At 63.2% G+C, this 21010-nt stretch carries 19 protein-coding genes; 6 read left to right on the top strand and 13 right to left on the bottom strand.

Going from position 1 to position 21010, the window contains the following annotated elements; translation table 11 throughout:
* Positions 1-3: 3 nt before the first annotated feature.
* From NA29_RS05710 to NA29_RS05695, 4 genes are all read right to left on the bottom strand, one after another.
* The gene (locus tag NA29_RS05710) at positions 4-261 is read right to left on the bottom strand and encodes an acyl-CoA-binding protein (protein ID WP_039396661.1); all 258 of its coding nucleotides are present in this window, start codon (positions 259-261) and stop codon (positions 4-6) included.
* 304 nt (positions 262-565) lie between these two features.
* Positions 566-2047 (bottom strand): AdeC/AdeK/OprM family multidrug efflux complex outer membrane factor, encoded by a 1482-nt coding sequence (adeC, locus tag NA29_RS05705; RefSeq protein WP_039396658.1) that lies wholly within the window; start codon positions 2045-2047, stop codon positions 566-568.
* Between the two features lie 3 nt (positions 2048-2050).
* Positions 2051-5230: an efflux RND transporter permease subunit gene (locus NA29_RS05700; protein ID WP_039396655.1), complete on the bottom strand. Its 3180-nt coding sequence runs from the start codon at positions 5228-5230 to the stop codon at positions 2051-2053.
* Positions 5231-5245: 15 nt separating this feature from the next.
* Positions 5246-6487, bottom strand: a complete 1242-nt coding sequence (locus NA29_RS05695) for an efflux RND transporter periplasmic adaptor subunit (RefSeq protein ID WP_039396653.1) — start codon at positions 6485-6487, stop codon at positions 5246-5248.
* Between the two features lie 489 nt (positions 6488-6976).
* On the opposite strand from NA29_RS05695, the gene NA29_RS05690 reads away from it, so the two are divergent.
* From NA29_RS05690 to modC, 4 genes are all read left to right on the top strand, one after another.
* Positions 6977-7633 (top strand): TetR family transcriptional regulator, encoded by a 657-nt coding sequence (locus NA29_RS05690; protein ID WP_039396650.1) that lies wholly within the window; start codon positions 6977-6979, stop codon positions 7631-7633.
* Positions 7634-8025: 392 nt separating this feature from the next.
* Positions 8026-8847 carry a molybdate ABC transporter substrate-binding protein gene (modA, locus tag NA29_RS05685; RefSeq protein WP_224786861.1) on the top strand — a complete coding sequence of 274 codons (822 nt, stop codon included), beginning with the start codon at positions 8026-8028 and terminating at the stop codon, positions 8845-8847.
* A gap of 6 nt (positions 8848-8853) precedes the next feature.
* Positions 8854-9552, top strand: coding sequence for a molybdate ABC transporter permease subunit (gene modB, locus NA29_RS05680; protein WP_039396645.1), 699 nt, complete (start codon positions 8854-8856; stop codon positions 9550-9552).
* On the top strand, positions 9542-10657 hold the full coding sequence (gene modC / locus NA29_RS05675; protein WP_039396642.1) for a molybdenum ABC transporter ATP-binding protein: 1116 nt from the start codon (positions 9542-9544) through the stop codon (positions 10655-10657). Before modB ends, modC begins: the two co-directional genes overlap by 11 nt.
* Positions 10658-10787: 130 nt before the next feature.
* On the opposite strand, the gene NA29_RS05670 is transcribed toward modC, so the two are convergent.
* From NA29_RS05670 to NA29_RS05650, 5 genes are all read right to left on the bottom strand, one after another.
* A complete protein-coding gene (locus tag NA29_RS05670) occupies positions 10788-11096 on the bottom strand; it encodes a hypothetical protein (RefSeq protein WP_039396639.1) in 309 nt (102 codons plus the stop codon).
* 135 nt (positions 11097-11231) lie between these two features.
* A complete protein-coding gene (locus tag NA29_RS05665) occupies positions 11232-12050 on the bottom strand; it encodes a molybdopterin-dependent oxidoreductase (RefSeq protein WP_197701870.1) in 819 nt (272 codons plus the stop codon).
* Between the two features lie 55 nt (positions 12051-12105).
* Positions 12106-12732, bottom strand: coding sequence for a cytochrome b/b6 domain-containing protein (locus NA29_RS05660; protein ID WP_039402480.1), 627 nt, complete (start codon positions 12730-12732; stop codon positions 12106-12108).
* A 281-nt stretch (positions 12733-13013) separates the two neighbouring features.
* Positions 13014-13532, bottom strand: a complete 519-nt coding sequence (locus tag NA29_RS05655; protein ID WP_084103476.1) for a winged helix-turn-helix domain-containing protein — start codon at positions 13530-13532, stop codon at positions 13014-13016.
* On the bottom strand, positions 13522-14139 hold the full coding sequence (locus tag NA29_RS05650) for an SRPBCC family protein (protein ID WP_039396637.1): 618 nt from the start codon (positions 14137-14139) through the stop codon (positions 13522-13524). The genes NA29_RS05655 and NA29_RS05650 overlap by 11 nt, the downstream gene beginning before the upstream one ends.
* A gap of 367 nt (positions 14140-14506) precedes the next feature.
* On the opposite strand from NA29_RS05650, the gene NA29_RS05645 reads away from it, so the two are divergent.
* Positions 14507-15541 (top strand): XdhC family protein, encoded by a 1035-nt coding sequence (locus tag NA29_RS05645; RefSeq protein ID WP_052252553.1) that lies wholly within the window; start codon positions 14507-14509, stop codon positions 15539-15541.
* 170 nt (positions 15542-15711) lie between these two features.
* Here the strand turns inward: NA29_RS05645 and NA29_RS05640 are convergent, their stop codons facing one another.
* Both NA29_RS05640 and NA29_RS05635 read right to left on the bottom strand, forming a co-directional pair.
* Entirely contained in the window at positions 15712-16161 is a 450-nt protein-coding gene (locus NA29_RS05640; RefSeq protein WP_052252552.1) for a hypothetical protein, read from the bottom strand.
* 129 nt (positions 16162-16290) lie between these two features.
* Positions 16291-17832, bottom strand: coding sequence for a DegQ family serine endoprotease (locus NA29_RS05635; RefSeq protein WP_039396634.1), 1542 nt, complete (start codon positions 17830-17832; stop codon positions 16291-16293).
* 322 nt (positions 17833-18154) lie between these two features.
* Between NA29_RS05635 and NA29_RS05630 the strand changes: the two genes are divergently transcribed.
* A complete protein-coding gene (locus NA29_RS05630) occupies positions 18155-18580 on the top strand; it encodes a hypothetical protein (RefSeq protein WP_052252551.1) in 426 nt (141 codons plus the stop codon).
* An 82-nt stretch (positions 18581-18662) separates the two neighbouring features.
* On the opposite strand, the gene NA29_RS05625 is transcribed toward NA29_RS05630, so the two are convergent.
* Together NA29_RS05625 and NA29_RS05620 are read right to left on the bottom strand one after the other, a co-directional pair.
* On the bottom strand, positions 18663-20072 hold the full coding sequence (locus NA29_RS05625) for an ATP-binding protein (protein WP_039396630.1): 1410 nt from the start codon (positions 20070-20072) through the stop codon (positions 18663-18665).
* The gene (locus tag NA29_RS05620; protein ID WP_039396628.1) at positions 20072-20776 is read right to left on the bottom strand and encodes a response regulator; all 705 of its coding nucleotides are present in this window, start codon (positions 20774-20776) and stop codon (positions 20072-20074) included. The genes NA29_RS05625 and NA29_RS05620 overlap by 1 nt, the downstream gene beginning before the upstream one ends.
* Positions 20777-21010 lie beyond the last annotated feature (234 nt).

Here is a 21010-nt window from a genome sequence, read left to right as displayed (position 1 = left end):
TCATCATCCCTTGAGGGATTCGATGAGCTCGACGTAAGCCGTCTGGACTTCGTCTTTCGACTTGCCCTTGAGCATTTCCCAGGCATCGAATTTGGCGCGTGCGACGAAGTCCATCGCACCGGGGCGGGAACCGGTCACGTCGCCTTCCGTGCCCTGCTTGAACAGCGCGTAGATGCGCAGCAGCGTCAGATTGTCGGGGCGTTCGGGCAGCGTCTTGGATTGGGCTACCGCCTCGTCGAAGCGGGCTTGAAGATCGCTCATGGTGTCTCTCCCTGGAAAAACAGTCAGCTTATAAGTGACCCGCACGACGACTGGGCGCTGTTCGCTGAATCAAATGCGGCACACGCGTCGACGCTCGGGATGTTGCGAATACAACGCGAACTAGGATAGCGACGATGGCCTACGCAAGGTAGGGGCCAGCGTAGAAGCCTGCGTCTAAACCTCTCGGGAACTGAGTTGCTTGTTACCAAAATCGCCTGACGCACGCGACGTACAGAACACAGCCAACACCGCAATGAAAAACGCCCGGCATTGCCGGGCGTATTTTCAATCGTCAAACGTTACATCACGACGCCGAGGCAGCCGATGCCGTTCCTGCATTAGCCGGTGCCGAGCGCTCCTCCCAACCGCCGCCCATCGCCTTGTACAGCGTGACGAGGTTGGTCCAGCGCGCCAGACGCGTCGCGATCAGCGTTTGCTGCGACGAATACAGCGAGCGTTGCGCGACCAGCGCGTTCAGATAGCTGTCCACGCCATTGCGATAGCGCATGTCCGAGAGCTTGTAGCTCTCGTCGCTCGCCTTCACGAGCGATTCCTGCGCCGCAATCTGATCGTCCAACGTGCCACGTGCAGCCAGGCCGTCCGACACTTCGCGGAACGCCGTCTGAATCGCCTTCTCGTAGTTGGCGATCTCGATGCGTTTCTGCACCTTGGCCAGATCAAGGTTAGCGATGTTCTGTCCGCCCGCGAAAATCGGCAGCGTAATCGTCGGCGCGAACGACCATGCGCCCTGCCCGCCCTTGAACAGATTGCTCAGCGATGCGCTCGCCGTGCCTGCATTCGCCGTCAACGAAATCGACGGGAAGAACGCCGCACGTGCCGCACCGATGTTCGCGTTGGCACCCTTGAGCGTGTGCTCGGCAGCCGTCACGTCCGGACGACGCAGCAACAAGTCCGACGGCAGCCCGGCAGGCAGATCGGCCAGCAGGCCCTGCCCGTCGAGCGGACGTGCCGGCGGCAAATCGGCCGGCAGCGGCTGGCCGATGAGCAGCGCCAGCGCGTTTTCGTCCTGCGCCACCTGACGCGTGTACTGCGCGAAGTTCGCACGCGCCGTATCGACCGGCGTTTGCGCCTGACGCAAATCCAGCCCGGAAGCCGTACCCACGTCGAAACTGCGCTTGGTCAGGTTATACGACGATTGCTGGCTCTTGAGCGTGTCCGACGTGAGCTTGAGGAGCTCCTGATCGGCCAGCCACGTGAGGTATGCCGTCGCCACTTCCGAGACGAGCGTGATGTGCGCCGCCTTGGCCGTGTCCTCGCTCGCCAGATACGACTCCAACGCCTGATCCTTCAGGCTCTGGATGCGACCGAACAGATCGAGTTCGTACGACGTGAAACCCACGCCGACCTGATAGCTGCGGCTGATCCCCGCGCGACCCGACGACGACAGATCCGCCGGCGAGCGCTGAACCGACGCCTGACCTGCCGCCCCCACCGAGGGCAGCAGCGCCGAACGCTGGATCTGGTACTGCGCACGTGCGGCTTCGACGTTGAGCATCGAGACACGCAGATCGCGGTTGTTCTGCAACGCGATCTCGATCAGCTTTTGCAGACGCGGATCGGCGAAGAAATCTCGCCATCCCAGATCGGCGGCCACGACATTGCTGTCGGTGGCGCCGTTCTGGTTCGCCGCGCCGGGCGTCTTGTAAGCCGGGCCCGTGGGGAACGACGTGGCGACCGGTGCCTCGGGCCGCTCATAGTGCGGCGCGAGGGTACAGCCTGCCAGGAACGCTGCCGCCAAGGCAATCGGCAATGCTTTGTGCTTCATAGGTCAGTTTCCTTCCTTGGCGGGACCGTTGGTTGCGTCCGGGTTCTCATGACGCGCTTCCGGATGTTCCACCGTGTCCAGATCCTCGTGGGCGAAGCGCTTACGCACCAACACGAAGAAGACCGGCACGTAGTAGATCGCGAGGAACGTCGCGGCGAGCATACCGCCGATCACGCCCGTACCGATGGCGTGCTGCGAAGCCGAACCGGCGCCGTTGGAGATCGCCAGCGGCAACACACCGAGAATGAACGCCATCGACGTCATCAGAATCGGTCGCAGACGCAGTCGCACGGCTTCCATCGTCGCTTCCATCAGCGTGCGGCCCTGCTCCTGCAGATCCTTGGCGAATTCCACGATCAGAATTGCATTCTTCGCCGACAGACCCACGGTAGTGAGCAGACCCACCTGGAAGTACACGTCGTTGGACAACCCGCGCAACGTGGCGGCCAGCAGTGCACCCAACACGCCCAGCGGCACCACCAGAATCACCGAGAACGGGATCGACCAGCTTTCGTACAAGGCAGCCAGACACAAGAACACGATCAGGATGGAGATCGCGTACAGCGCCGGAGCCTGTGAGCCCGAAATACGCTCTTCGAACGACAGACCCGTCCACTCCAGACCGATACCCGGCGGAAGTTGCTTAGCGATTTCTTCCACTGCCTTCATCGCATCGCCCGACGACTTGCCCGGTGCCGGCATACCCTGAATTTCCACGGCAGGCACACCGTTGTAGCGTTCCAGACGCGGCGAGCCGTACGTCCACTTGCCCGTAGCGAAGGCCGAGAACGGCACCATCGTCCCGCTGCTGTTACGCACGAAGAGCTTGTTGATGTCCTGCGGCAGCATCCGGTCCTTCGGTTCCGCCATCACGTACACCTTCTTCACACGACCGCGGTCGATGAAGTCGTTCACGTACGACGAGCCCCACGATGCCGACAACGTCTGATACACGTCGGAAATCGACAGACCCAGTGCAGCGGCCTTTTCTTCGTCGACGTCCACCTTGTACTGCGGGGTGTCGTCCAGACCGTTCGGGCGCATGTTCGCCAGATTCGGGTTCTTCGCCGCCATGCCCAGCATCTGATTGCGGGCGGCCATCAGCGCGTCGTGACCCAGACCTGCACGATCCTGCAACTCGAAGTCGATACCGCCCGCGTTACCGAGTTCCGGCACCGACGGCGGGTTGATCGCGAAGATCATGGCGTCCTTCACGCTGGCGAATGCCTGGTAGGAACGCGCAATCACGGCCTGCACCTTGAGGTCGGACGACTGACGGTCTTCCCACGGCTTCATCATCGTGAACGCCAGACCCACGTTCTGACCACGGCCGTTAAAGCCGAAGCCGGTCACCGTGAAGATCGAACGAACCGAGTCCTTTTCCTTCTCCAGGTAATGCTTCTCGACCTGCTTCATGACGTCGAGCGTACGCTCTTGCGTCGCACCCGGCGGCAATTGCACGAGGTTGAAGAAGTAACCCTGGTCTTCGTCCGGCAAGAACGCCGTCGGCATACGCACGAACAGGAAGCCGACCGCCGCCACGATCACGACGTAGACGATCATGAGCGGCGCGGTGCGCTTGAGCAAACGCTCCACCTGGCCCTGATAGGCCTTCGAGCCACTGTCGAACTTGCGGTTGAACCAGCCGAAGAAGCCGCGCTTCTCGTGAACCTCGCCCTTCTTGATCGGCTTGAGGATCGTCGCGCACATGGCCGGCGTGAGCACGATAGCCACCAGCACCGACAACGCCATGGCCGCCACGATGGTCAGCGAGAACTGACGATAGATGGCACCGGTCGAGCCGCCGAAGAATGCCATCGGCACGAACACGGCCGAGAGCACGAGCGCCACACCCACCAGCGCGCCGACGATCTGATCCATCGCCTTCTTCGTCGCTTCTTTTGGACTCAGCCCTTCTTCCGCCATCACCCGCTCGACGTTTTCGACCACCACAATGGCATCGTCGACGAGCAGACCGATGGCGAGCACAAGGCCGAACATCGATAGCGTGTTGATGGAGAAGCCTGCCGCGCCCATGATGCCGAACGTACCGAGCAGCACCACCGGCACCGCAATCGTCGGGATGATCGTTGCCCGCAGGTTCTGCAGGAACAGATACATCACGAGGAACACGAGCACGATACCTTCGATGAGGGTCTTGATCACTTCCTCGATCGAGATCTTCACGAACGGCGTGGTGTCGTACGGATAGTCGACCTTCATGCCCTGCGGGAAGTACGGCTCGAGTTCGGTGACCTGCTGCTTGACGGCGGTGGCCGTCTGCAGCGCGTTCGCACCGGTGGCCAGCGTAATCGCCAGACCGGCGGCCGGCTTGCCGTTGTAACGGGCCACGACCTGATACGACTCGCCACCCAGCTCGATGCGCGCTACGTCACCCAGACGCACTTGCGAGCCGTCCTTGTTGACCTTGAGCAGAATCTTGCGGAACTGCTCCGGCGTTTGCAGACGGCTTTGCGCCGTCACGGTCGCATTGAGCTGCTGGCCCTTCACTGCAGGCGCACCACCGAGCTCACCGGCCGAGATCTGCACGTTCTGCGATTGAATGGCGTTCGAGACGTCGATGACCGTCAGGTTGTAACCGTTGAGCTTCTGCGGATCGACCCAAACACGCATGGCGTACTGCGAACCGAACAGTTGAACCTGACCCACACCGTTCACACGGCTGATCGGGTCCTGCACGTTGGCTGCAATGTAGTTCGCCAGGTCGATGTCGGTCATGTTGCCGTCATCGGAATACGCGCCGATCACCAGCAGGAAGTTCTTGGTCGCTTTCGCCACCTTGATACCCTGCTGTTGCACCTGCTGCGGCAGCAGCGGCGTGGCGAGTTGCAGCTTGTTCTGCACCTGCACCTGGGCGATGTCCGGGTTCGTACCTTGCGCGAACGTCAGCGTGATCTGAGCGGTACCCGAGCCGTCCGACGTCGACGACATGTACTCAAGGTGATCGATACCGTTCATCTGCTGCTCGATCACCTGCGTGACCGTATCCTGCACGGTCTGCGCCGAAGCGCCCGGATAGACGGCGGTGATCTGCACCGACGGCGGTGCGATTGGCGGGTACTGCGAGACCGGCAGCTTCAGAATCGAAAGCGCACCGGCCAGCATGATGACAATGGCGATCACCCAAGCAAAGATCGGGCGATCGATAAAAAACTTTGCCATGAATAAGGCTCCGCGTTATTGGGCTTTGGCGCTCGAGGCGGCGTCGGCCTGCGAGGCGCCCGAAGCGCTGGCAGCGGCCGGTGCGCTCGCACCTGCCGGCTGTTGCGCCTGAGCACCCGGCAACTGCGCCGGCACTGCCTTCGCGGGCGAACCGGGGCGCGCTTTCTGAAGACCGGACACGATCACCTGATCGCCTGCGGCAAGACCCGAACTCACCAGCCACTTGTCGCCGATCGCACGGTCGGTCACGAGCTGGCGCAGTTCGACCTTGCCTTCCTTGTTCACGATGAGTGCCGTCGGCTGCCCCTTCTGGTCACGCGTCACACCTTGTTGCGGCACCAGCAGACCGCCTTCCTTCACACCTTCCTGGAGCTTGGCGTGCACGAACATGCCGGGCAGCAACTCGCGGTTCGGGTTCGGGAAGATGGCGCGAACGGTCACCGAGCCGGTCGTCTGGTCGACGGTGATGTCCGAGAACTGAAGCTTGCCTTCGAGCGGGTACGCCGTGCCGTCTTCCAGCGTCAGTTCGACCTTGGCGGCGTTCTTGCCAGCGCTTTGCAGCTTGCCATCGGCCAGCGCGCGACGCAGACGCAGGCCGTCTGCGGCCGATTGCGTCACGTCCACGTACATCGGATCGATCTGCTGCACGGTCGTCATGAGCGTAGCGGCACCGGACTGCACGTAAGCGCCTTCGGTCACCTGCGACAGACCGGTGCGGCCCGAAATCGGGGCCGGCACGTCGGTGTAGCCGAGGTTGATCTTCGCCGTATCGACGGCAGCCTTGCCGGCCTGCACATCGGCATCGGCTTGCAGTGCGGCGGCGACCGCGTTGTCGTAGTCCTGCTTCGACACGGCTTCGACGGCGACCAGTTGCTTGTAGCGATCGGCCAACAGTCTGGTCGACGCCTGATTCGCCACGGCCTTCGCGAGCGTTGCCTTGGCATTCTCAAAAGCGGCCTGATAGGTTGCCGGATCGATCTTGTACAGACGCTGGCCCGCCTTGACGTCACCGCCCTCGGTGAAATCGCGCTTGAGCACGATCCCGTCGACGCGCGCACGCACGTCGGCGACGCGGTAGGGCGCGGTACGGCCTGGCAGGTCGGTCGTCAGCGTGACGCTCTGGGGTTGCAGTGTCACGACGCCGACTTCCGGCACCATGCCCTGCGGCTGCTGCGGCTTCTTGCCGCACGCGGCCAGGGTCAATACCGCGAGTGCGACGGCAGTGACCATCCCCAGTGAACTTCTCTTGACGTGCATATACGCCCCCGATAAATGGAATGCGGTCAAACAAAATGACGAATAACGTTGCGACGATTGCGACGGCGAAGGCCGGTCCGCAATCCCGTCGCACAAAGGCGGGCGGCAAATACCAAAAGGCCCGGTTGAGCGGGCCATCGGAGACAGACCCACCGGATGGGACGGGCGGGCCAACAAGACGTCCCCGGGCGCGGCACAGGCCGCGCACGCTGGCACTCGTTTGAGATCGTCGAACAGGCTCCGGGACATCAGGCGACCTTGACTCACGCACCTAACCCCCAATCAGGCGGCGCGGCTTCATCAATTCGCTCTCTCCGGTCAGAGAGTTATCCCTTAGAGGAGGCAGCTTAAATGGTCCCTGTGCAATAGAGCAAGCGGCTGCTATTATAGATACATTCATGAATGTATGTAAATCACATTGCGTCGCACCATAGTGCGGCGCGGCTTACATGACATTTCACAAATTTCCGCTGCTCCTGTGACACGACGATGGCCCGCAGAACGAAAGAAGAAGCGATCGAGACCCGCAATCTGTTGCTGGACACCGCAGAGACGGTGTTCGCTCAGAAAGGCGTGTCGCGCACGTCGCTGGCCGACATCGCCGAAGCCGCCGGCCTCACGCGCGGCGCCATTTACTGGCACTTCAAGAACAAGATCGACCTCTTCAACGCCATGACGGATCGTATCCGTCTGCCGATGGAGCGCATGATCGACGAGGAATGCACCGAGCCGGAAGACGGCGACCCGATGCAGCGCATGCACGAGATCTGCAAGCTGGTGCTCAAGGAAACCGCCCGCAACGAGCGCCGCCGCCGCGTGTTGGACATTCTGTTCCACAAGTGTGAATACACGAACGAGATGCTTTCGGTGCTGGAGCGTCAGCGCGAAGCCTGTGCGGACGGCAAGCAGCGCATTACGCGTGACATGGAACGCGCCATCGAGCGCGGCCAGTTGCCTGCTGCGCTCGACACACGGCGGGCTGCGATCATGCTGCACGCGCTGGTCGTCGGCATGATGTCGGACTGGCTCTTCCTGCCCGACTACGATCTGGGTGCCGAGTGCGACGCCGTCGTCGACGGCTTCTTCGACATGCTGCGCACCAGTCCTGCAATGTTGCGCCCGGGCGGCCAGACGGCGGCCGCCTGAGATGTGAACAAGGGGCCCATTCGCGGCCCCTTGCGATTTACGACATATATTAATTAGCGGGCGTCACGCCCAGCCCTCGCTTCCGTTTCGCTTCCGTTTTGCTTCCGTCTCGCTTTCGCCATGTCCGGCGAACGTGCACATTGTCCCGAATTCTTCGTTTCACGACGCGGCATTGCCGCGCCGTGCACCATTTGAATGCCGTGATAAGGCATATCGCTATACAGCGCCGCATCGTTATATATAATCCTACATAACGCGTTGCGCCCCCCCCCCGCGCAGCCGAAGGTCCGGCCTCGCTGCCCGACCGTATCCATGAGTCGACTCACGGCGCTGGGCGTCGGGTTCCGAGCCAGCCAAGTCTGCCTTGCCACCACACGCTGGAGACCAATTTCGTGAAAGCTGTCGCAACCACTGTCACTGTTAGCCAAACGTCCCAAGCCTCGAATACCACCGGCACGATGCTGCGCCGCGCGCTCGGCGTTGCCGCCGTCGGCGCCAGCCTGTTGTTCGCTGGCCACGCCGCAGCCCAGCAAGTGTTCGCCGCCGCCAGCATGAAAGACGCCCTCGACGACCTGTCCGCCACCTACACCAAGGAAACGGGCAAGAAGCCGGTGCTCGTGTACGGCGCAAGCTCGACGCTCGCCCGTCAGATCGAAAAAGGCGCGCCTGCCGATGTCTTCATCTCGGCCGACCAGGACTGGATGGATTACGCACAAAAGCACGACCTGATCGAAACGAAAACCCGCACCAACCTGCTCGGCAACGAACTGGTGTTGATCGCGCCCGCCACGACCTCGGGCGACGTCGATCTCAAGTCGGGTGCGGATCTCGACGCGAAGCTGGGCAACGGCAAGCTCGCCATGGGTGATCCGGCTCACGTACCGGCCGGCCTCTATGGCAAGGCTGCGCTTGAGAAGCTCGGCATCTGGTCGAAGCTGCAAGGCAAGGTGGCCGCCGCCGACAACGTGCGCAATGCATTGCTGCTGGTCGCCCGTGGCGAAGCGCCGTACGGCATCGTCTACAAGACGGACGCCAACGCCGAGAAGCGTGTGCGCATCGCCGGGACCTTCCCCGCCGACAGCCATGCACCGATCGTCTACCCGGTAGCCGTGACGAAGCAGGCCAACCGCGCCGACGCCGATCCGTTCTTCAAATTCCTGCAAACGCCGACGGCTCAGGCCACGTTCCAGCGTTTCGGTTTCAGCCGTCCGTAATTCCACATGGGCCTCACCCCTGAAGAATGGGGCATCGTCGAACTTAGCCTGCGCGTAGGTCTGTGGGGCACGCTTTGCAGCCTTCCCTTCGCCTACGCGGCCGCCTGGCTGCTCGCCCGTCGGCACTTCCCCGGCAAGGCGCTGCTCGATGCCATCCTGCATTTGCCGCTCGTACTGCCACCGGTGGTCGTCGGCTTCGCGCTGCTCGTTCTGTTCGGTGCGCAAGGCGCGATCGGCAAGCTGCTGCGCGAGTGGTTCAATTTCACCTTCGCTTTTCGCTGGACGGGCGCGGCCCTCGCAGCAGGCGTGATGGGCTTCCCGCTGCTCGTGCGTGCGATCCGGCAAGCGCTGGAATCGTCCGACACGAAGCTTGAGCAGGCCGCTCAGACGCTCGGAGCGGGTCCATGGCTCACCTTTCTTACCGTGACGCTGCCGCTCACCGCGACCGGCGTGCTGCACGGCTTCGTGCTGGCCTTTGCGCGTGCCCTGGGCGAGTTCGGCGCGACGATCACGTTCGTCTCGAACATTCCCGGACAGACGCAGACGCTGCCACTGGCGATTTACACGGCCACGCAAGTCCCCGACGGCGACGCGATGGTCTGGCGCATGTGCGCGATTTCGGTCGTACTGGCCGTCGCCACGCTCATCTTCTCCGAAGTGCTGATTCGCTTCGGTAATCGCAAGGCGATGGGTCATGACGGTTGAAGTTCGTCTCCAACACCGCTTCGGCAGCTTCGTGCTCGACGCCGAGTTCGCCGCAGGCACGGGCGTAACGGCCCTGTTCGGCCCGTCCGGCAGTGGCAAGAGCACGGTGGTCAATGCCGTCTCCGGTCTGCTCAAACCCGACGCCGGACGCATCGTCGTGGGCGATGACGTGCTATTCGACAGTGCCACCGGTATCGCACTGCCGACCTGGCGTCGCCGCATCGGATATGTGTTCCAGGATGCACGCTTGATGCCGCACTTCACCGTGCGTCAGAACCTGCTCTTCGGGCGCTGGCTGCGACGTCGCGACGTGGCTGCAGCAGGTAGCGGTGCAATCGCCCTCGAACATGTCGTTGATGTGCTGAACCTCGGCCACTTGCTCGATCGTCGTCCGGGCGCGCTCTCGGGCGGCGAGAAGCAGCGTGTGGGCATCGGCCGGGCGCTGCTGTCATGCCCGCGCATGCTCCTCATGGACGAGCCACTGGCCTCGCTCGACCATGCGAGGCGTCTGGAGATCCTCGACTACCTGAACCGCATTCGTCACGAACTGAAGCTGCCCGTGTTGTACGTCACGCACTCGCTGGACGAGGTCATGCGACTGGCCGATCAGGTTGTGCTGTTCAAGGAAGGACGCACGATCTCGCAGGGCGCACCCGCTGATGTCCTCAATCTGCATCGCGACGCACTCGACGGCACGGTCGAGTCTCCCGGTATCGTGCTGGAGACGCGCATCGTCGCGCACGACGCGCAATACGGTCTGACGGAAGTCGCCGTGCACGGTGACGAGGCCATCCGGCTACGCGTGGCACGTGCGAGCGGTCAACCCGGCGATCGCTGTCGAATTCTCGTGCGCGAACGCGATGTGGCCGTCGCGACGTCGGCCCCTGTCGATACGAGCGTGCTGAACGTGCTTCCCGCGACCATCATGACGTTGCGTGATCTCGGCGATTCGGTCGAAGTCGACGCCACGTTGCAGGGCCACCGGGGTTTGGACAGCGGCACCGTGCTGCGCGCGCGCATCACACGCTTGTCTGCCGATCAGCTGCAACTGTACCCGGGGCGGGAAGTTTACCTACTGATCAAGTCGGTGGCACTGACACGGTGACCTTACGCTGCACTGCACTGCAGGGCACACAGCAAAACACAAGGCGTCGCAGCGGAGTTCCGTTGCAACGCCTTGTTTCCTCTGAGCCCATCCAAGCCGTTCGCTACCCTTCGATAGCGCCGGTGCGTGCTTACTGGCTCTTGCCCATCGCACCACTCTTGTCCATCCCGTCGCCCTTGCCCATGGCATCGCCCTTGGACATTGCGCCGCCCTTGCCCATCGCATCGCCCTTGCTCATGGCGCCGCCCTTGGACATTGCATCGCCTTTGCCCATCGCGTCGTGCTTGCTCATCGCACCGCCCTTGCTCATGGCGTCCCCCTTACTCATGGCGTCGCCCTTGGACATCGCGTCGCCCTTGCCCATCGCGTCCTGCGCAAAAGCTGCACCCGTGCCGAGTGCCAGACCCAATGCCATCACTGCCAGAATTTGCTTCTTCATTGCGGTTACCTCCAAGAGTGAGAATTTCCATCGAGACGATCTGACCTTCAACCGACAATCAACTGTTCGCCGACGTCTCGTAAATCGTGCAGCCACGCCCGCCGGTGAGCGATTTCGCCGCCACCGGCCCTGGCATCAACTGCCGCCGAACCAGTTGTATCCCTGGTCCTCCCAATACCCGCCCGAGTACGTGTTCGTCACGTAGATCGCTTGGATATGCTTGGGATTCTTGTAGCCGAGCTTGGTCGGGATGCGCAGCTTCATGGGGAAGCCGTACTCCCGGGGCAGCGTCTGGCCGTCATAGGTGAGCGCCAGCAGCGTCTGCGGATGCAACGCCGTGGGCATGTCGATGCTCGTGTAGTAGTCGTCCGCACACTTGAAGCCGACGTACTTCGCCGAGGTGTCCGCGCCGATGCGACGCAAGAAGTCCGCGAACGTCACACCCCCCCAGCGTCCGATGGCACTCCACCCTTCCACGCATACGTGACGGGTGATCTGCTCGGCAGCACGCGGCGCAGCGAAGTCACGCAGGGCGTCGAGCCGCCACGGCGCTTTGTCGGCGATCAGGCCGGACAACTCCAGCCGGTACTCGGCTTCATCCACCACGGGCGCTTCGTCCATCGAGTAGAACGCGTTGAACGGAAACGGGCGCGTGATGGCCGAGGCCGGGAACGTCGGGGCCAGCACACTCTTTCGGAACAGCGCGGCCTGCACGCGATCGTTCCAGCGTGAGATTCTGGTCAGCGCCGACTCCACGCTGGCGTTGTCGTCGAGCGAACAGCCAGAGAGCAACGCGACGCCGCCGAGCGACAACGTCCGTGTGAGAAACGCGCGGCGCGACGGCTCGGACACGCGACGTGTCATCAGTGCACGGGCTTCGTGAAGAATCGCCTCGCCGTCGCGCACGACCGGGGCGTCGGGCATCAGGATCGAGGACTTGCGTTCGGGCGTCATGGCGGGGCTTCCTTGGTGTCGGCGTGCGATGAATGGGGGCAGGCGCAGCGCCCGTTCAACGTCCGGTAATCATGGTGCGCAGCGTGCGTGGCACCAACGCCACCATCGCCACGTGGACGACGACGAAGCCCACGAGGCCGGCCATCGCAATGAAGTGAACAAGACGTGCGCCCTGAAAGCCGCCGAACAGCGTGCACAGCCAACCGAGTTGCACGGGCTTCCAGACGGCCAGTCCTGACGCGACGAGCAACACCAGATCCAGCACCGCGAACAGATAAGCGGCGCGTTGCACCTGGTTGTAGTGGCGGGGATCATCGTGCGTCAGACGACCGCGCAGTGCCGCGAAAAGATCGTGCACGACACCACGCGGCGTCAGCGGGAAGAAGCGACGCGAGAAGCGGCCGCTCGCGGCGTTCGTCGTCAGATAGATCAGACCGTTGGCGACCAGCAGCCACATGGCGGCGAAGTGCCACTGCAATGCGCCACCGAGCCAGCCGCCGAGCGTGATCTCGTTCGGAAAACGGAAGGGGAAAATCGGCGACGCGTTGTAGATGCGCCAGCCACTCATGACCATCACGACGACGGCCAGCACGTTGAGCCAGTGCGTCACGCGCAGCCACCACGGCTGAACCGTAGCGGGACGCACCGGAGGCTGTGCCGCAGGGGGCACGGACTTCGTCATCGTGGTCATCGCGGTCTCCATCGCAGAAGTGTTGTTCGATGGAGTCAGTGTCGCCGCGTGCCGGTGACGAAGTCCTCACGAAGAATTAACTTTTTCGTGATGAACGGCGCGAGTGGGAATACCGGACGATAAACGGTGTTGCGGTGTTGCGGCGTTGCGGCGTTGCTGCGCCCGGCAATTCGGAAGGGGAATCGTGGGAAGCGAGCTGGGAGCGAGTGGGAAGCGGGTGGGAACGATTGTCCCGCAGCCCCGGACGTGAAGGACGTCCAGGGAAGACAAACTCACTCGTCGTCCGGATCGGCGCCCTTACCGTCTTTGAGATACGCGCCGAAGGTGGGCACGTGGGCGTCGAGCAACGAGCGGATTTCCTTGATGAGGGTGTCGTAATGCGCGACGAGGTTTTGCGCGAACGGCGTCAACTGCGCCCCGCCGCCCGAAACACCGCCGATGTGACGTGTGACGAGCGGCTCGCGAAACTCGTGGTTCATCGCTTCGACGAGCAGCCACGCGCGACGGTACGACATGTTCATGCGGCGCGCCGCTGCCGAAATCGACCCCGTTGCGTCGATGGCGCGCAGCAGCGTGAGACGCCCCGGGCCGAACACTGGCGTTTCGCCGTCGCGAATGCGCACGCGCACGTCGTACCCTGCCACGCCCGGCAACACCGGTTCCTTGCCAGCCGCTTCGAGCGCTTCGGCCGTCGCCAGCAACTCGCGCGCGAGCGAGTCGCGCTTCGCGTCTTCCTGCGGTGACGGTGAAGAGGGCGGCGCAGATTTGCCGTGACGGCGCTCAACTGGCATGGTTGCCCCACATCACGATAAAGATCAGGATCAGCAACGCCACTGCCCACGGCCACCAGCGCGAGAGCTTGCCCCGAGTCGAAGACATGTCGCGCATGGCGGCGTCGGTCGCCAGCGCGGCGGCCACTTCGCCATCGGCGGCAATGGGATCGTTCAACTTGTGGTGCGGCGCAATGGCGGCCGTCAGCCGCCGGAAGAATTCGTTGGCAAGCGCGGCGGCCGCGCCGTCGACCTGCGGCGTATCGAGCTTGGCGTACTCGCCACCGAACTGCGCCTTCAGGTCGTAAGTCATCAATGTGGTCATCGGTCCTTGCGGTGTCAGCGTGACGGCGGCCTGACCACGTGTGTGGCCGGCCGACGAACCGATCCCGTCGAAATGCAGTGTGTACGCGCTCGGCACGATCACGTCGGTCAGCTTGATACGCCCGGTCCAGCGTCCGCCCACGGGGCCGAGTGTCGCTGCGATAGCGATGGTCCACGTCGTGTCGTCCACGCGCTCGATCGACTCGCACCCCGGAATACATCCCTGCAACACGCCCGGGTCGTTCAACGCGATCCACGCGACATCACGCGCGACGGGTAACTGTCGACTGTTCTGTAGTTCCATTGCCCCTCTCCTTAGCGTCTGCGCCCGATGGACGTCGGTCCCTCAGGTGGCATGGCAGCATCGCGACATGGCGAAGTACGGATATTGCGGCATTGCGGCGTTGTCTCGAACATCGAACTATTGTGACACGAGTTACCGCTCGTCAGATCACGGCTGCGGCATCGCGTCCCGGGGTGGCGATGCCGTTCCACCGCACGTTGACCACCAGCGGCACCCCGCCCGACCGGAGTATCGGCTGAAATACAGCGCAAGCCAAGGCGCGATATACTTCGCCGCATCACATCGAGCGGCGCAGAATCAGAGCCATCGCAGCCAAGGTCCCCTGGCCAGCGGTCGGTCGCTCGCGTATTGGCGAAGGAAGAGTGCTATGGACAGTGTCGATCTGGAAGTGCTGAAGTCCGCCGTACAGTGGACCCGCGCAGGCTTTTTCGTCACGCTGGGCACCGTTGTGCGCACCTGGGGTTCTGCCCCGCGTCCCGTGGGCTCGATGCTCGCGATCCGTGAAGACGGTCATCTCGTCGGTTCTGTGTCCGGCGGCTGCGTCGAAGACGATCTCGTGGCGCGTATTCGCGACGGCGACTGGCCGCAGGACCGTCCCCAAATCACCAGCTATGGCGTCACTGCCGAGGAAGCGCATCGCTTCGGGTTGCCGTGTGGCGGCACGCTGCAACTGGTGCTCGAACCCGTGCGTGAGACGTCGCGCATTCCCGAACTGCTCGACAGCATCGGTCAATTCCGGCTCGTCGTGCGCGAACTGGATATGAAGACCGGCGCAGTCCGCATGGCGCCGGGACACCACACGCCGTCCGTCGAGTTCGACGGCGAGCGTCTGATCACGTCGCATGGGCCGCGCCATCGTCTGGTGGTGATCGGTGCGGGACAGCTCTCGAAATATGTGGCGAGCATGGCATGTGCGCTCGACTATCACGTGATCGTCTGCGACCCGCGCAGCGAGTATGCCGACGAATGGCAGGTCGAGGGCACCGAACTTTCGCGCGAGATGCCCGACGATCTCATCGTCCGTCTGCAACTCGATTCCCACAGCGCCGTGCTCACGCTCACGCACGATCCGAAGCTCGACGACATGGCGCTGCTCGAAGCGCTCAAGTCGCCAGCGTTCTACATCGGTGCGATCGGATCGCGTGTGAACAATGCACGACGTCGCGAGCGGCTCTCGCTGTTCGATCTGAGCACGACAGAAATCGAGCGGCTGCATGGCCCTGTCGGTATGCACCTCGGCGCGCGCACGCCTGCCGAAATCGCCGTGGCGATTCTTGCCGAGATGACGGCGATCAAAAACGGTATCGCCGTCACGCAGACGTTTGCCGTGCGTGCCGAAGGTGCATCTACCCCGTCAGACGACGACACTCCGTCTGCTGCCCCGTGCCGTAGCGCTGCCTGACAGCCCGCCCCCTCGCGCCCCACCTTTTCCGAATCTGCAAAAAAAAAAGCGCCGCCATGAAGAACATGGCGGCGCAACTCGCTCACTCGTTGCAGAGTGGTACTGCCTGGGTAACCTCAACTTACGCGTCAAACATCCGTGGCACTACGTTCGCCCGACTGATCGGCACATCATTCGTGCGGCCACAGAAACGATGCGACGGCGTGACCCTTGGCGGAAACCTTCACATCCTTCGTCATGGGCTTGCCCTCGTACGTCACCTTCACGGTGTAGTCGCCGTCGGGCAACTTCACCAGCATGTAAGGCCCTTTCGAGCGCGTATCGAGCACTGTCGTGCCGCCGTGCATGATCTGCACCTGAGCGTCGGCAATGTATTCGTTCGCGCCATCGCCGCGTGCGGCCATCATGATGGACAGCGGCCAGCGCGACGCTTCACGCTTGAACGTGCCCGATTCGTCGCTGTCGATGCCGCCGGACACGTAGGTCACGTTGCCCTGCTGCATCGTCGGGGGCAAGGTGCCGCCCTGTGCATGGGCGACGGAAATGCCGCCCAGACTGCCCGTCAGTGCTGCGGCGGTGGCGGCTGCCACCGACCAGCGTTGCCATTGTTGTTGCCACATGTTCAACCTCCCCTTGCATGATTTAACGATGCGGTTCGTACCGACAGCGCCGCCGTCGGTACCCGGGTAGTGCGTGGCACCCCTTGGCGTCTTTCTCGGGGCCTGTGTAGCCTAAGAGGCATAAAAGCCTTAGCCGAGATCGACCGGGATGAAAATCTGTTGCCCGTCGCGCTGCACGAGCAACGCGACATTATTGCCCGCCTTCTTGAGCTTCTCGCTCAGTTGCGCGACGCTCGTGACCGGCGTGCCGTTGAGCGACAGAATGATGTCGCCCGCCTCCACCCCGGCCTGCTCTGCCGGACCACCCGCACGTGCGACCAGCAGACCATTCGTCACCTGCGCCGCCTGCTTCTCCTGCGGCGACAGTTCGCGAACCGCCAGGCCCAGCCGACCATGCGTTGCCGAATCGTCGGTGCTCGCCGTGTCCTTCTTGTCGTTGAGCGCGGCAATCTTCACCGACACATCCTGCTTCGCGCCGTTACGCCACACAGTGAGCGTGGCTGTCTGCCCCGGACGCATATCCGCAATCTTCTCCGGCAACTGCACCGAATCCTCGATGGTCGCGCCGTTGACGGCCAGAATCACGTCCCCCGGCTTCAGATCCGACTTCGCCGCCGGGCCGTTCTTGTCGATGGACGACACCAACGCACCGGTAGGCTTGGGCAGACCGAACGACTTCGCCAGCGACTGATTCACTTCCTGAATCGCCACACCGATGCGACCGCGACTCACCTTGCCGTACTGCTGAAGCTGCGTCTTGACCTTCATCGCCATGTCGATCGGAATCGCGAACGACAAGCCCTGGAATCCGCCGGTACGCGAGTAGATCATCGAGTTGATGCCGATGACCTCACCGTTCAGGTTGAACAGCGGTCCGCCCGAATTACCCGGATTGACCGGCACGTCCGTCTGGATGAACGGCGTGTAGTTCTCGTCGGGCAACGCGCGCGCTTTCGCCGACACGATACCCGCCGTCACGGTGTTGTCGAAGCCGTACGGCGAACCGATGGCCACAACCCACTCACCCGCCTTCGACTTCGACGGATCGCCGATCTTCACCGTCGGCAAATCCGTGGCGGCAATCTTCAGCAACGCAACGTCGCTCGCCTTGTCGCTGCCCACGACCTTCGCTTTGTACTCGCGCTTGTCGGTGAGCTTCACCGTCACCTGACTCGCGTCGTCGACGACGTGGGCATTAGTGAGGATGTAGCCGTCCGGACTCACGATGAAGCCCGAACCGAGGCTGCGCGTCGGCCCGCTGCTACCGTCGTCGCCACCGCTATCGCCACCGTCGTTACCGGGTGCACCGTAGAAGTGCCGGAAGAACTGGAACAGCGGATCGTTAGGATCCATGCCCGGCGGGAGCTGATTTGCAGCCGAGCCGCGTTGCGCCGAAGGTTTCCCATCGTGCGTCACACTGATGTTGACTACGGCCGGTCCGTATTGTTCCGCCAGTTGCGAGAAGTCCGGCACCAGCATGCGGGGCGCGGTGTTCGGGGCATTTTGCGCAGCAACCGGGGTGGCAGCCGGGGAGCTTGCAGCGCTCGCGTCGCTGACCATTTCCGAGGTCAGAGGCGTCTGCCAGTGCTGACGGCCCGCCACATAGCCGCCCGTCAGGGCAACGAGCACGGCACCAGCAACCAACGTACGAGTGAGCTTCGAAGTCTGCATGAGTCTCTCCTTACCGACGACCACGTTTGAACATGACTGTCATCGTAGAGAGGCTCCCTTAAGAGAACCTTAAGACGAAACCTGAGGGAACATTCAGGAGACTTTAGGACGGCAACGCAGCGCTTCGATGGAAAAAGCGTCGACGCCGCAATGTCATTCATCGAAGACGATTCGGAGCGACAGTGATTGCTATGCGTCACCGTTGCTGGCGTTTGAAGGCGCACCTCGCGTTGTTCGACTTGCGTACGTCGCGTGCCGCTGTCTACGGTGGCTGGGTGGTGCAATTTCGCGCCGCGCGATTTTCATCGACAGGAGAATCACAATGCCCAAGATCGATATGTTGGACACATCCGAAGCGTCCACCTCCTCCCCGCTCCTTCACCAAGCGCGCCGTGCATCACGCTGGATCGGCGTAGCCGGAACGTTTTTCTGTCTGACGCTGGCGATGTCTGCGCAGGCCGCATCGGGCAACGGTGTGGGCACGCAGGGGCCGGCGGACTCAACGCCCGCGCAAGGGGCGATGTCCGGGCAGATGCAAAGCCAGAACGGGGAATGTTCGAAGGATGCACCGTCCGATCAGGCCATTGTCGGCAAGTCGCTCACGCAAGCGAAGTCGATGCTGCAAGGGTGCCCGTGGCGCATCGGCGTGCAGGACGGCAAGACCATGCCGACCACACGCGATCACCGGCCGGATCGCCGCACGCTCACGATTGAAAACGACAAGGTCACCAGTGTGACGCGCGGATGAGTGGCTCAGTCCGTCATTAACGTGGCGTCGGCGCGGTGTCGGCGCGAGCGTCGGCACCGCGAGACGAGAAAGGCCGCCGCGATCAAAGCGCCGGTGGCACCGAGGTCGCGCCGCCGAAGCTCACACGCACGCGCAATCCGTGAGCGTTGCGAGCGTCGAGCAACTCCACCTGTGCGCCATGCGCCTGCGCGATGTTTCGCACGATGGCGAGACCCAGACCACTGCCCTGCGCACGCGGCGCGTCCGGCTCGCTTGCCGCGTCCACCGCGTGCTGCCCCGACGCATCGGACGGCATCGCACCATCTGTCATGGCCGCGCCGCCACGGAAGAATCGATCGAACACACGCTCGCGCTCGGCCGGTGCAATGCCCGGGCCGGTGTCTTCGATCTCGACGACCGGAGATGGCGTCGCCGAGATCAGACGCACATCCACGTGTCCGCCGCGCGGCGTGTATTTCAGCGCGTTGTCGACGAGGTTGCCGAAGAGCGTCTGCAGTGCGTTCGCATCGCCGCGCACGCGACTGATCTGCGCCAGCGCATCGGGGGCGTCCAGCCCCAGATCGATGCCGCGTGCGATGGCCAGCGCCGCGTGGCGCGCAACGACGTCCTGCAACAGCGGCGCCAACGGCAAGTCGGTGAACGCCGTTGCCGCCCGCGCGGCATCCGGCTCCTGACGCGCCAGCGTCAGCAACTGCGCCACCATGTGTGACGCACGACGCACGCCGTCACGCAAATCGCGCATGGCCTCGGCACGCTCTGCATCGGTATGCGCGCGTTCGAGCAACTGCACCTGAAGCTGCAAGGCAGCGAGCGGCGTACGTAACTCATGCGCGGCGTCTGCAACGAAGGCCTTTTGCTGAACCAGTGCGTCGTCGAGCCGACCGAGCAGGCTGTTAAGCGCACGCACCAGCGGACGCACTTCGTCCGGCAAACCGGCTTCAGGGAACGCCTCCAATGCGCCCGGCGCACGCGCATCGAGCGCCTTCGTCACACGACGCAACGGCCTCAACCCACGACCCACGACAATCCACACGAGCAAGCCGAGCAACGGCATGGCCACGACCAGCGGCAGCAGCGTGCGCAATGCCATCGATACGGCGAGCGAGTCGCGGATCACCATCGGCTGCGCCAGTTGCACAACGTTGTCGCCTACGCGTGCCGCGTAGACGCGCCAGTCGCCGACGGGGGTCTGCACCGTGGTGAAGCCGAGTTCGGCGCGCGGCGGCAGTGGGGTGCGCGGGTGCGAGTAATACAACTCCACGCCGTTCTGGCTCCATATCTGGATGACGAGACCTTCCGTGTCGTTGTGCTCGCCCGGCACACTGGAGAACGATTCGGCAGGCAGCGACAACGCCATCTGCTGCAACTGGAAGTCGAACAACTCGTTGGCTTCGGTGCGCGCCTGACGGAAGATGGCGATGCCTGCGAGCACCAGTGCAATCGCCAGCGTAATGAGCAAGCCGAAGAGCAGGCGGCGACGGATCGAGCGCATCAGTTCGTCTCCGATGCCGATGGACCACCGTTCGGGGTCTCGTTCGTCTGCGCGGGCATCATGTAGCCGACGCCACGCACCGTGCGGATGGCATCCGCGCCGAGCTTCTTGCGCAACCCGTGAATGTGGACTTCGACGGCGTTGCTCGCGACTTCCTCGCCCCAGCCGTAGATGCGTTCTTCGAGCTGCGACTTGGATAACACCGCGCCGGGGCGGTTGAGCAACGCTTCGAGCACGGCGTATTCGCGTGCCGAGAGCATGACGGGCGTGCCGTCGCAGGTGATCTGACGCGTTGCCGGGTCGAGCACGATGCCGCCATGGCGCAGCAACGGCTCGCTGCGTCCGGCCTGGCGCCGCAGCAGTGCGCGCAGCCGTGCCGCGAGTTCGTCGAGATCGAAGGGTTTGACGAGGTAGTCGTCGGCACCGGCGTCCAGTCCCTTGACGCGGTCCGCCACGGCGTCGCGCGCGGTGGCAATGAGCACCGGCAGCGTCTGACCGCGTCCGCGCAGTGTACGCAGCACGTCGATACCGTCGCGACGCGGCAGACCGAGATCGAGCAGCAGCGCGTCGTACGACTCCACGGCGAGCGCGTCGAGCGCACGCTGCCCGTCGCCGACATGGTCGACGGTCCAGCCGTCCTGGCGCAGACCTTTCATGACGGCCGTGGCGATCATCGTATCGTCTTCCACCAACAAAATTCGCATGGTTTGGCACCGGTTGAGGCTTTGCCCGGGGTGTCTGACATCGGTCGCAAGCGTTGAGCGTCCATCGATGTGCACGATGCAACGCGCGTCGCGAGGGATCGCTCAATGTTGCCTTCGAGTGACACTCACCGGAATTCGACTCATTGTAGCGACAGTTCGTTGCACGTCGGACTTACAATGGCACGCATCGCACAGCGCTGTGGGGTTTCGCAGCGCGCAACACTGGAGAACCCC

It is taken from the genome of Pandoraea sputorum (assembly GCF_000814845.2).
Taxonomy (GTDB): Bacteria; Pseudomonadota; Gammaproteobacteria; order Burkholderiales; family Burkholderiaceae; genus Pandoraea; species Pandoraea sputorum.
This window is presented reverse-complemented; position numbering and strand designations above follow the sequence as displayed.

Bases quoted from the DNA above. Each gene is read 5' to 3' on its own strand.
- NA29_RS05710 (WP_039396661.1), bottom strand. From the start codon at position 261: ATGAGCGATCTTCAAGCCCGCTTCGACGAGGCGGTAGCCCAATCCAAG.
- adeC (WP_039396658.1), bottom strand. From the start codon at position 2,047: ATGAAGCACAAAGCATTGCCGATTGCCTTGGCGGCAGCGTTCCTGGCA.
- NA29_RS05700 (WP_039396655.1), bottom strand. From the start codon at position 5,230: ATGGCAAAGTTTTTTATCGATCGCCCGATCTTTGCTTGGGTGATCGCC.
- NA29_RS05695 (WP_039396653.1), bottom strand. From the start codon at position 6,487: ATGCACGTCAAGAGAAGTTCACTGGGGATGGTCACTGCCGTCGCACTC.
- NA29_RS05690 (WP_039396650.1), top strand. From the start codon at position 6,977: ATGGCCCGCAGAACGAAAGAAGAAGCGATCGAGACCCGCAATCTGTTG.
- modB (WP_039396645.1), top strand. From the start codon at position 8,854: ATGGGCCTCACCCCTGAAGAATGGGGCATCGTCGAACTTAGCCTGCGC.
- modC (WP_039396642.1), top strand. From the start codon at position 9,542: ATGACGGTTGAAGTTCGTCTCCAACACCGCTTCGGCAGCTTCGTGCTC.
- NA29_RS05670 (WP_039396639.1), bottom strand. From the start codon at position 11,096: ATGAAGAAGCAAATTCTGGCAGTGATGGCATTGGGTCTGGCACTCGGC.
- NA29_RS05665 (WP_197701870.1), bottom strand. From the start codon at position 12,050: ATGACGCCCGAACGCAAGTCCTCGATCCTGATGCCCGACGCCCCGGTC.
- NA29_RS05660 (WP_039402480.1), bottom strand. From the start codon at position 12,732: ATGACGAAGTCCGTGCCCCCTGCGGCACAGCCTCCGGTGCGTCCCGCT.
- NA29_RS05655 (WP_084103476.1), bottom strand. From the start codon at position 13,532: ATGCCAGTTGAGCGCCGTCACGGCAAATCTGCGCCGCCCTCTTCACCG.
- NA29_RS05650 (WP_039396637.1), bottom strand. From the start codon at position 14,139: ATGGAACTACAGAACAGTCGACAGTTACCCGTCGCGCGTGATGTCGCG.
- NA29_RS05645 (WP_052252553.1), top strand. From the start codon at position 14,507: ATGGACAGTGTCGATCTGGAAGTGCTGAAGTCCGCCGTACAGTGGACC.
- NA29_RS05640 (WP_052252552.1), bottom strand. From the start codon at position 16,161: ATGTGGCAACAACAATGGCAACGCTGGTCGGTGGCAGCCGCCACCGCC.
- NA29_RS05635 (WP_039396634.1), bottom strand. From the start codon at position 17,832: ATGCAGACTTCGAAGCTCACTCGTACGTTGGTTGCTGGTGCCGTGCTC.
- NA29_RS05630 (WP_052252551.1), top strand. From the start codon at position 18,155: ATGCCCAAGATCGATATGTTGGACACATCCGAAGCGTCCACCTCCTCC.
- NA29_RS05625 (WP_039396630.1), bottom strand. From the start codon at position 20,072: ATGCGCTCGATCCGTCGCCGCCTGCTCTTCGGCTTGCTCATTACGCTG.
- NA29_RS05620 (WP_039396628.1), bottom strand. From the start codon at position 20,776: ATGCGAATTTTGTTGGTGGAAGACGATACGATGATCGCCACGGCCGTC.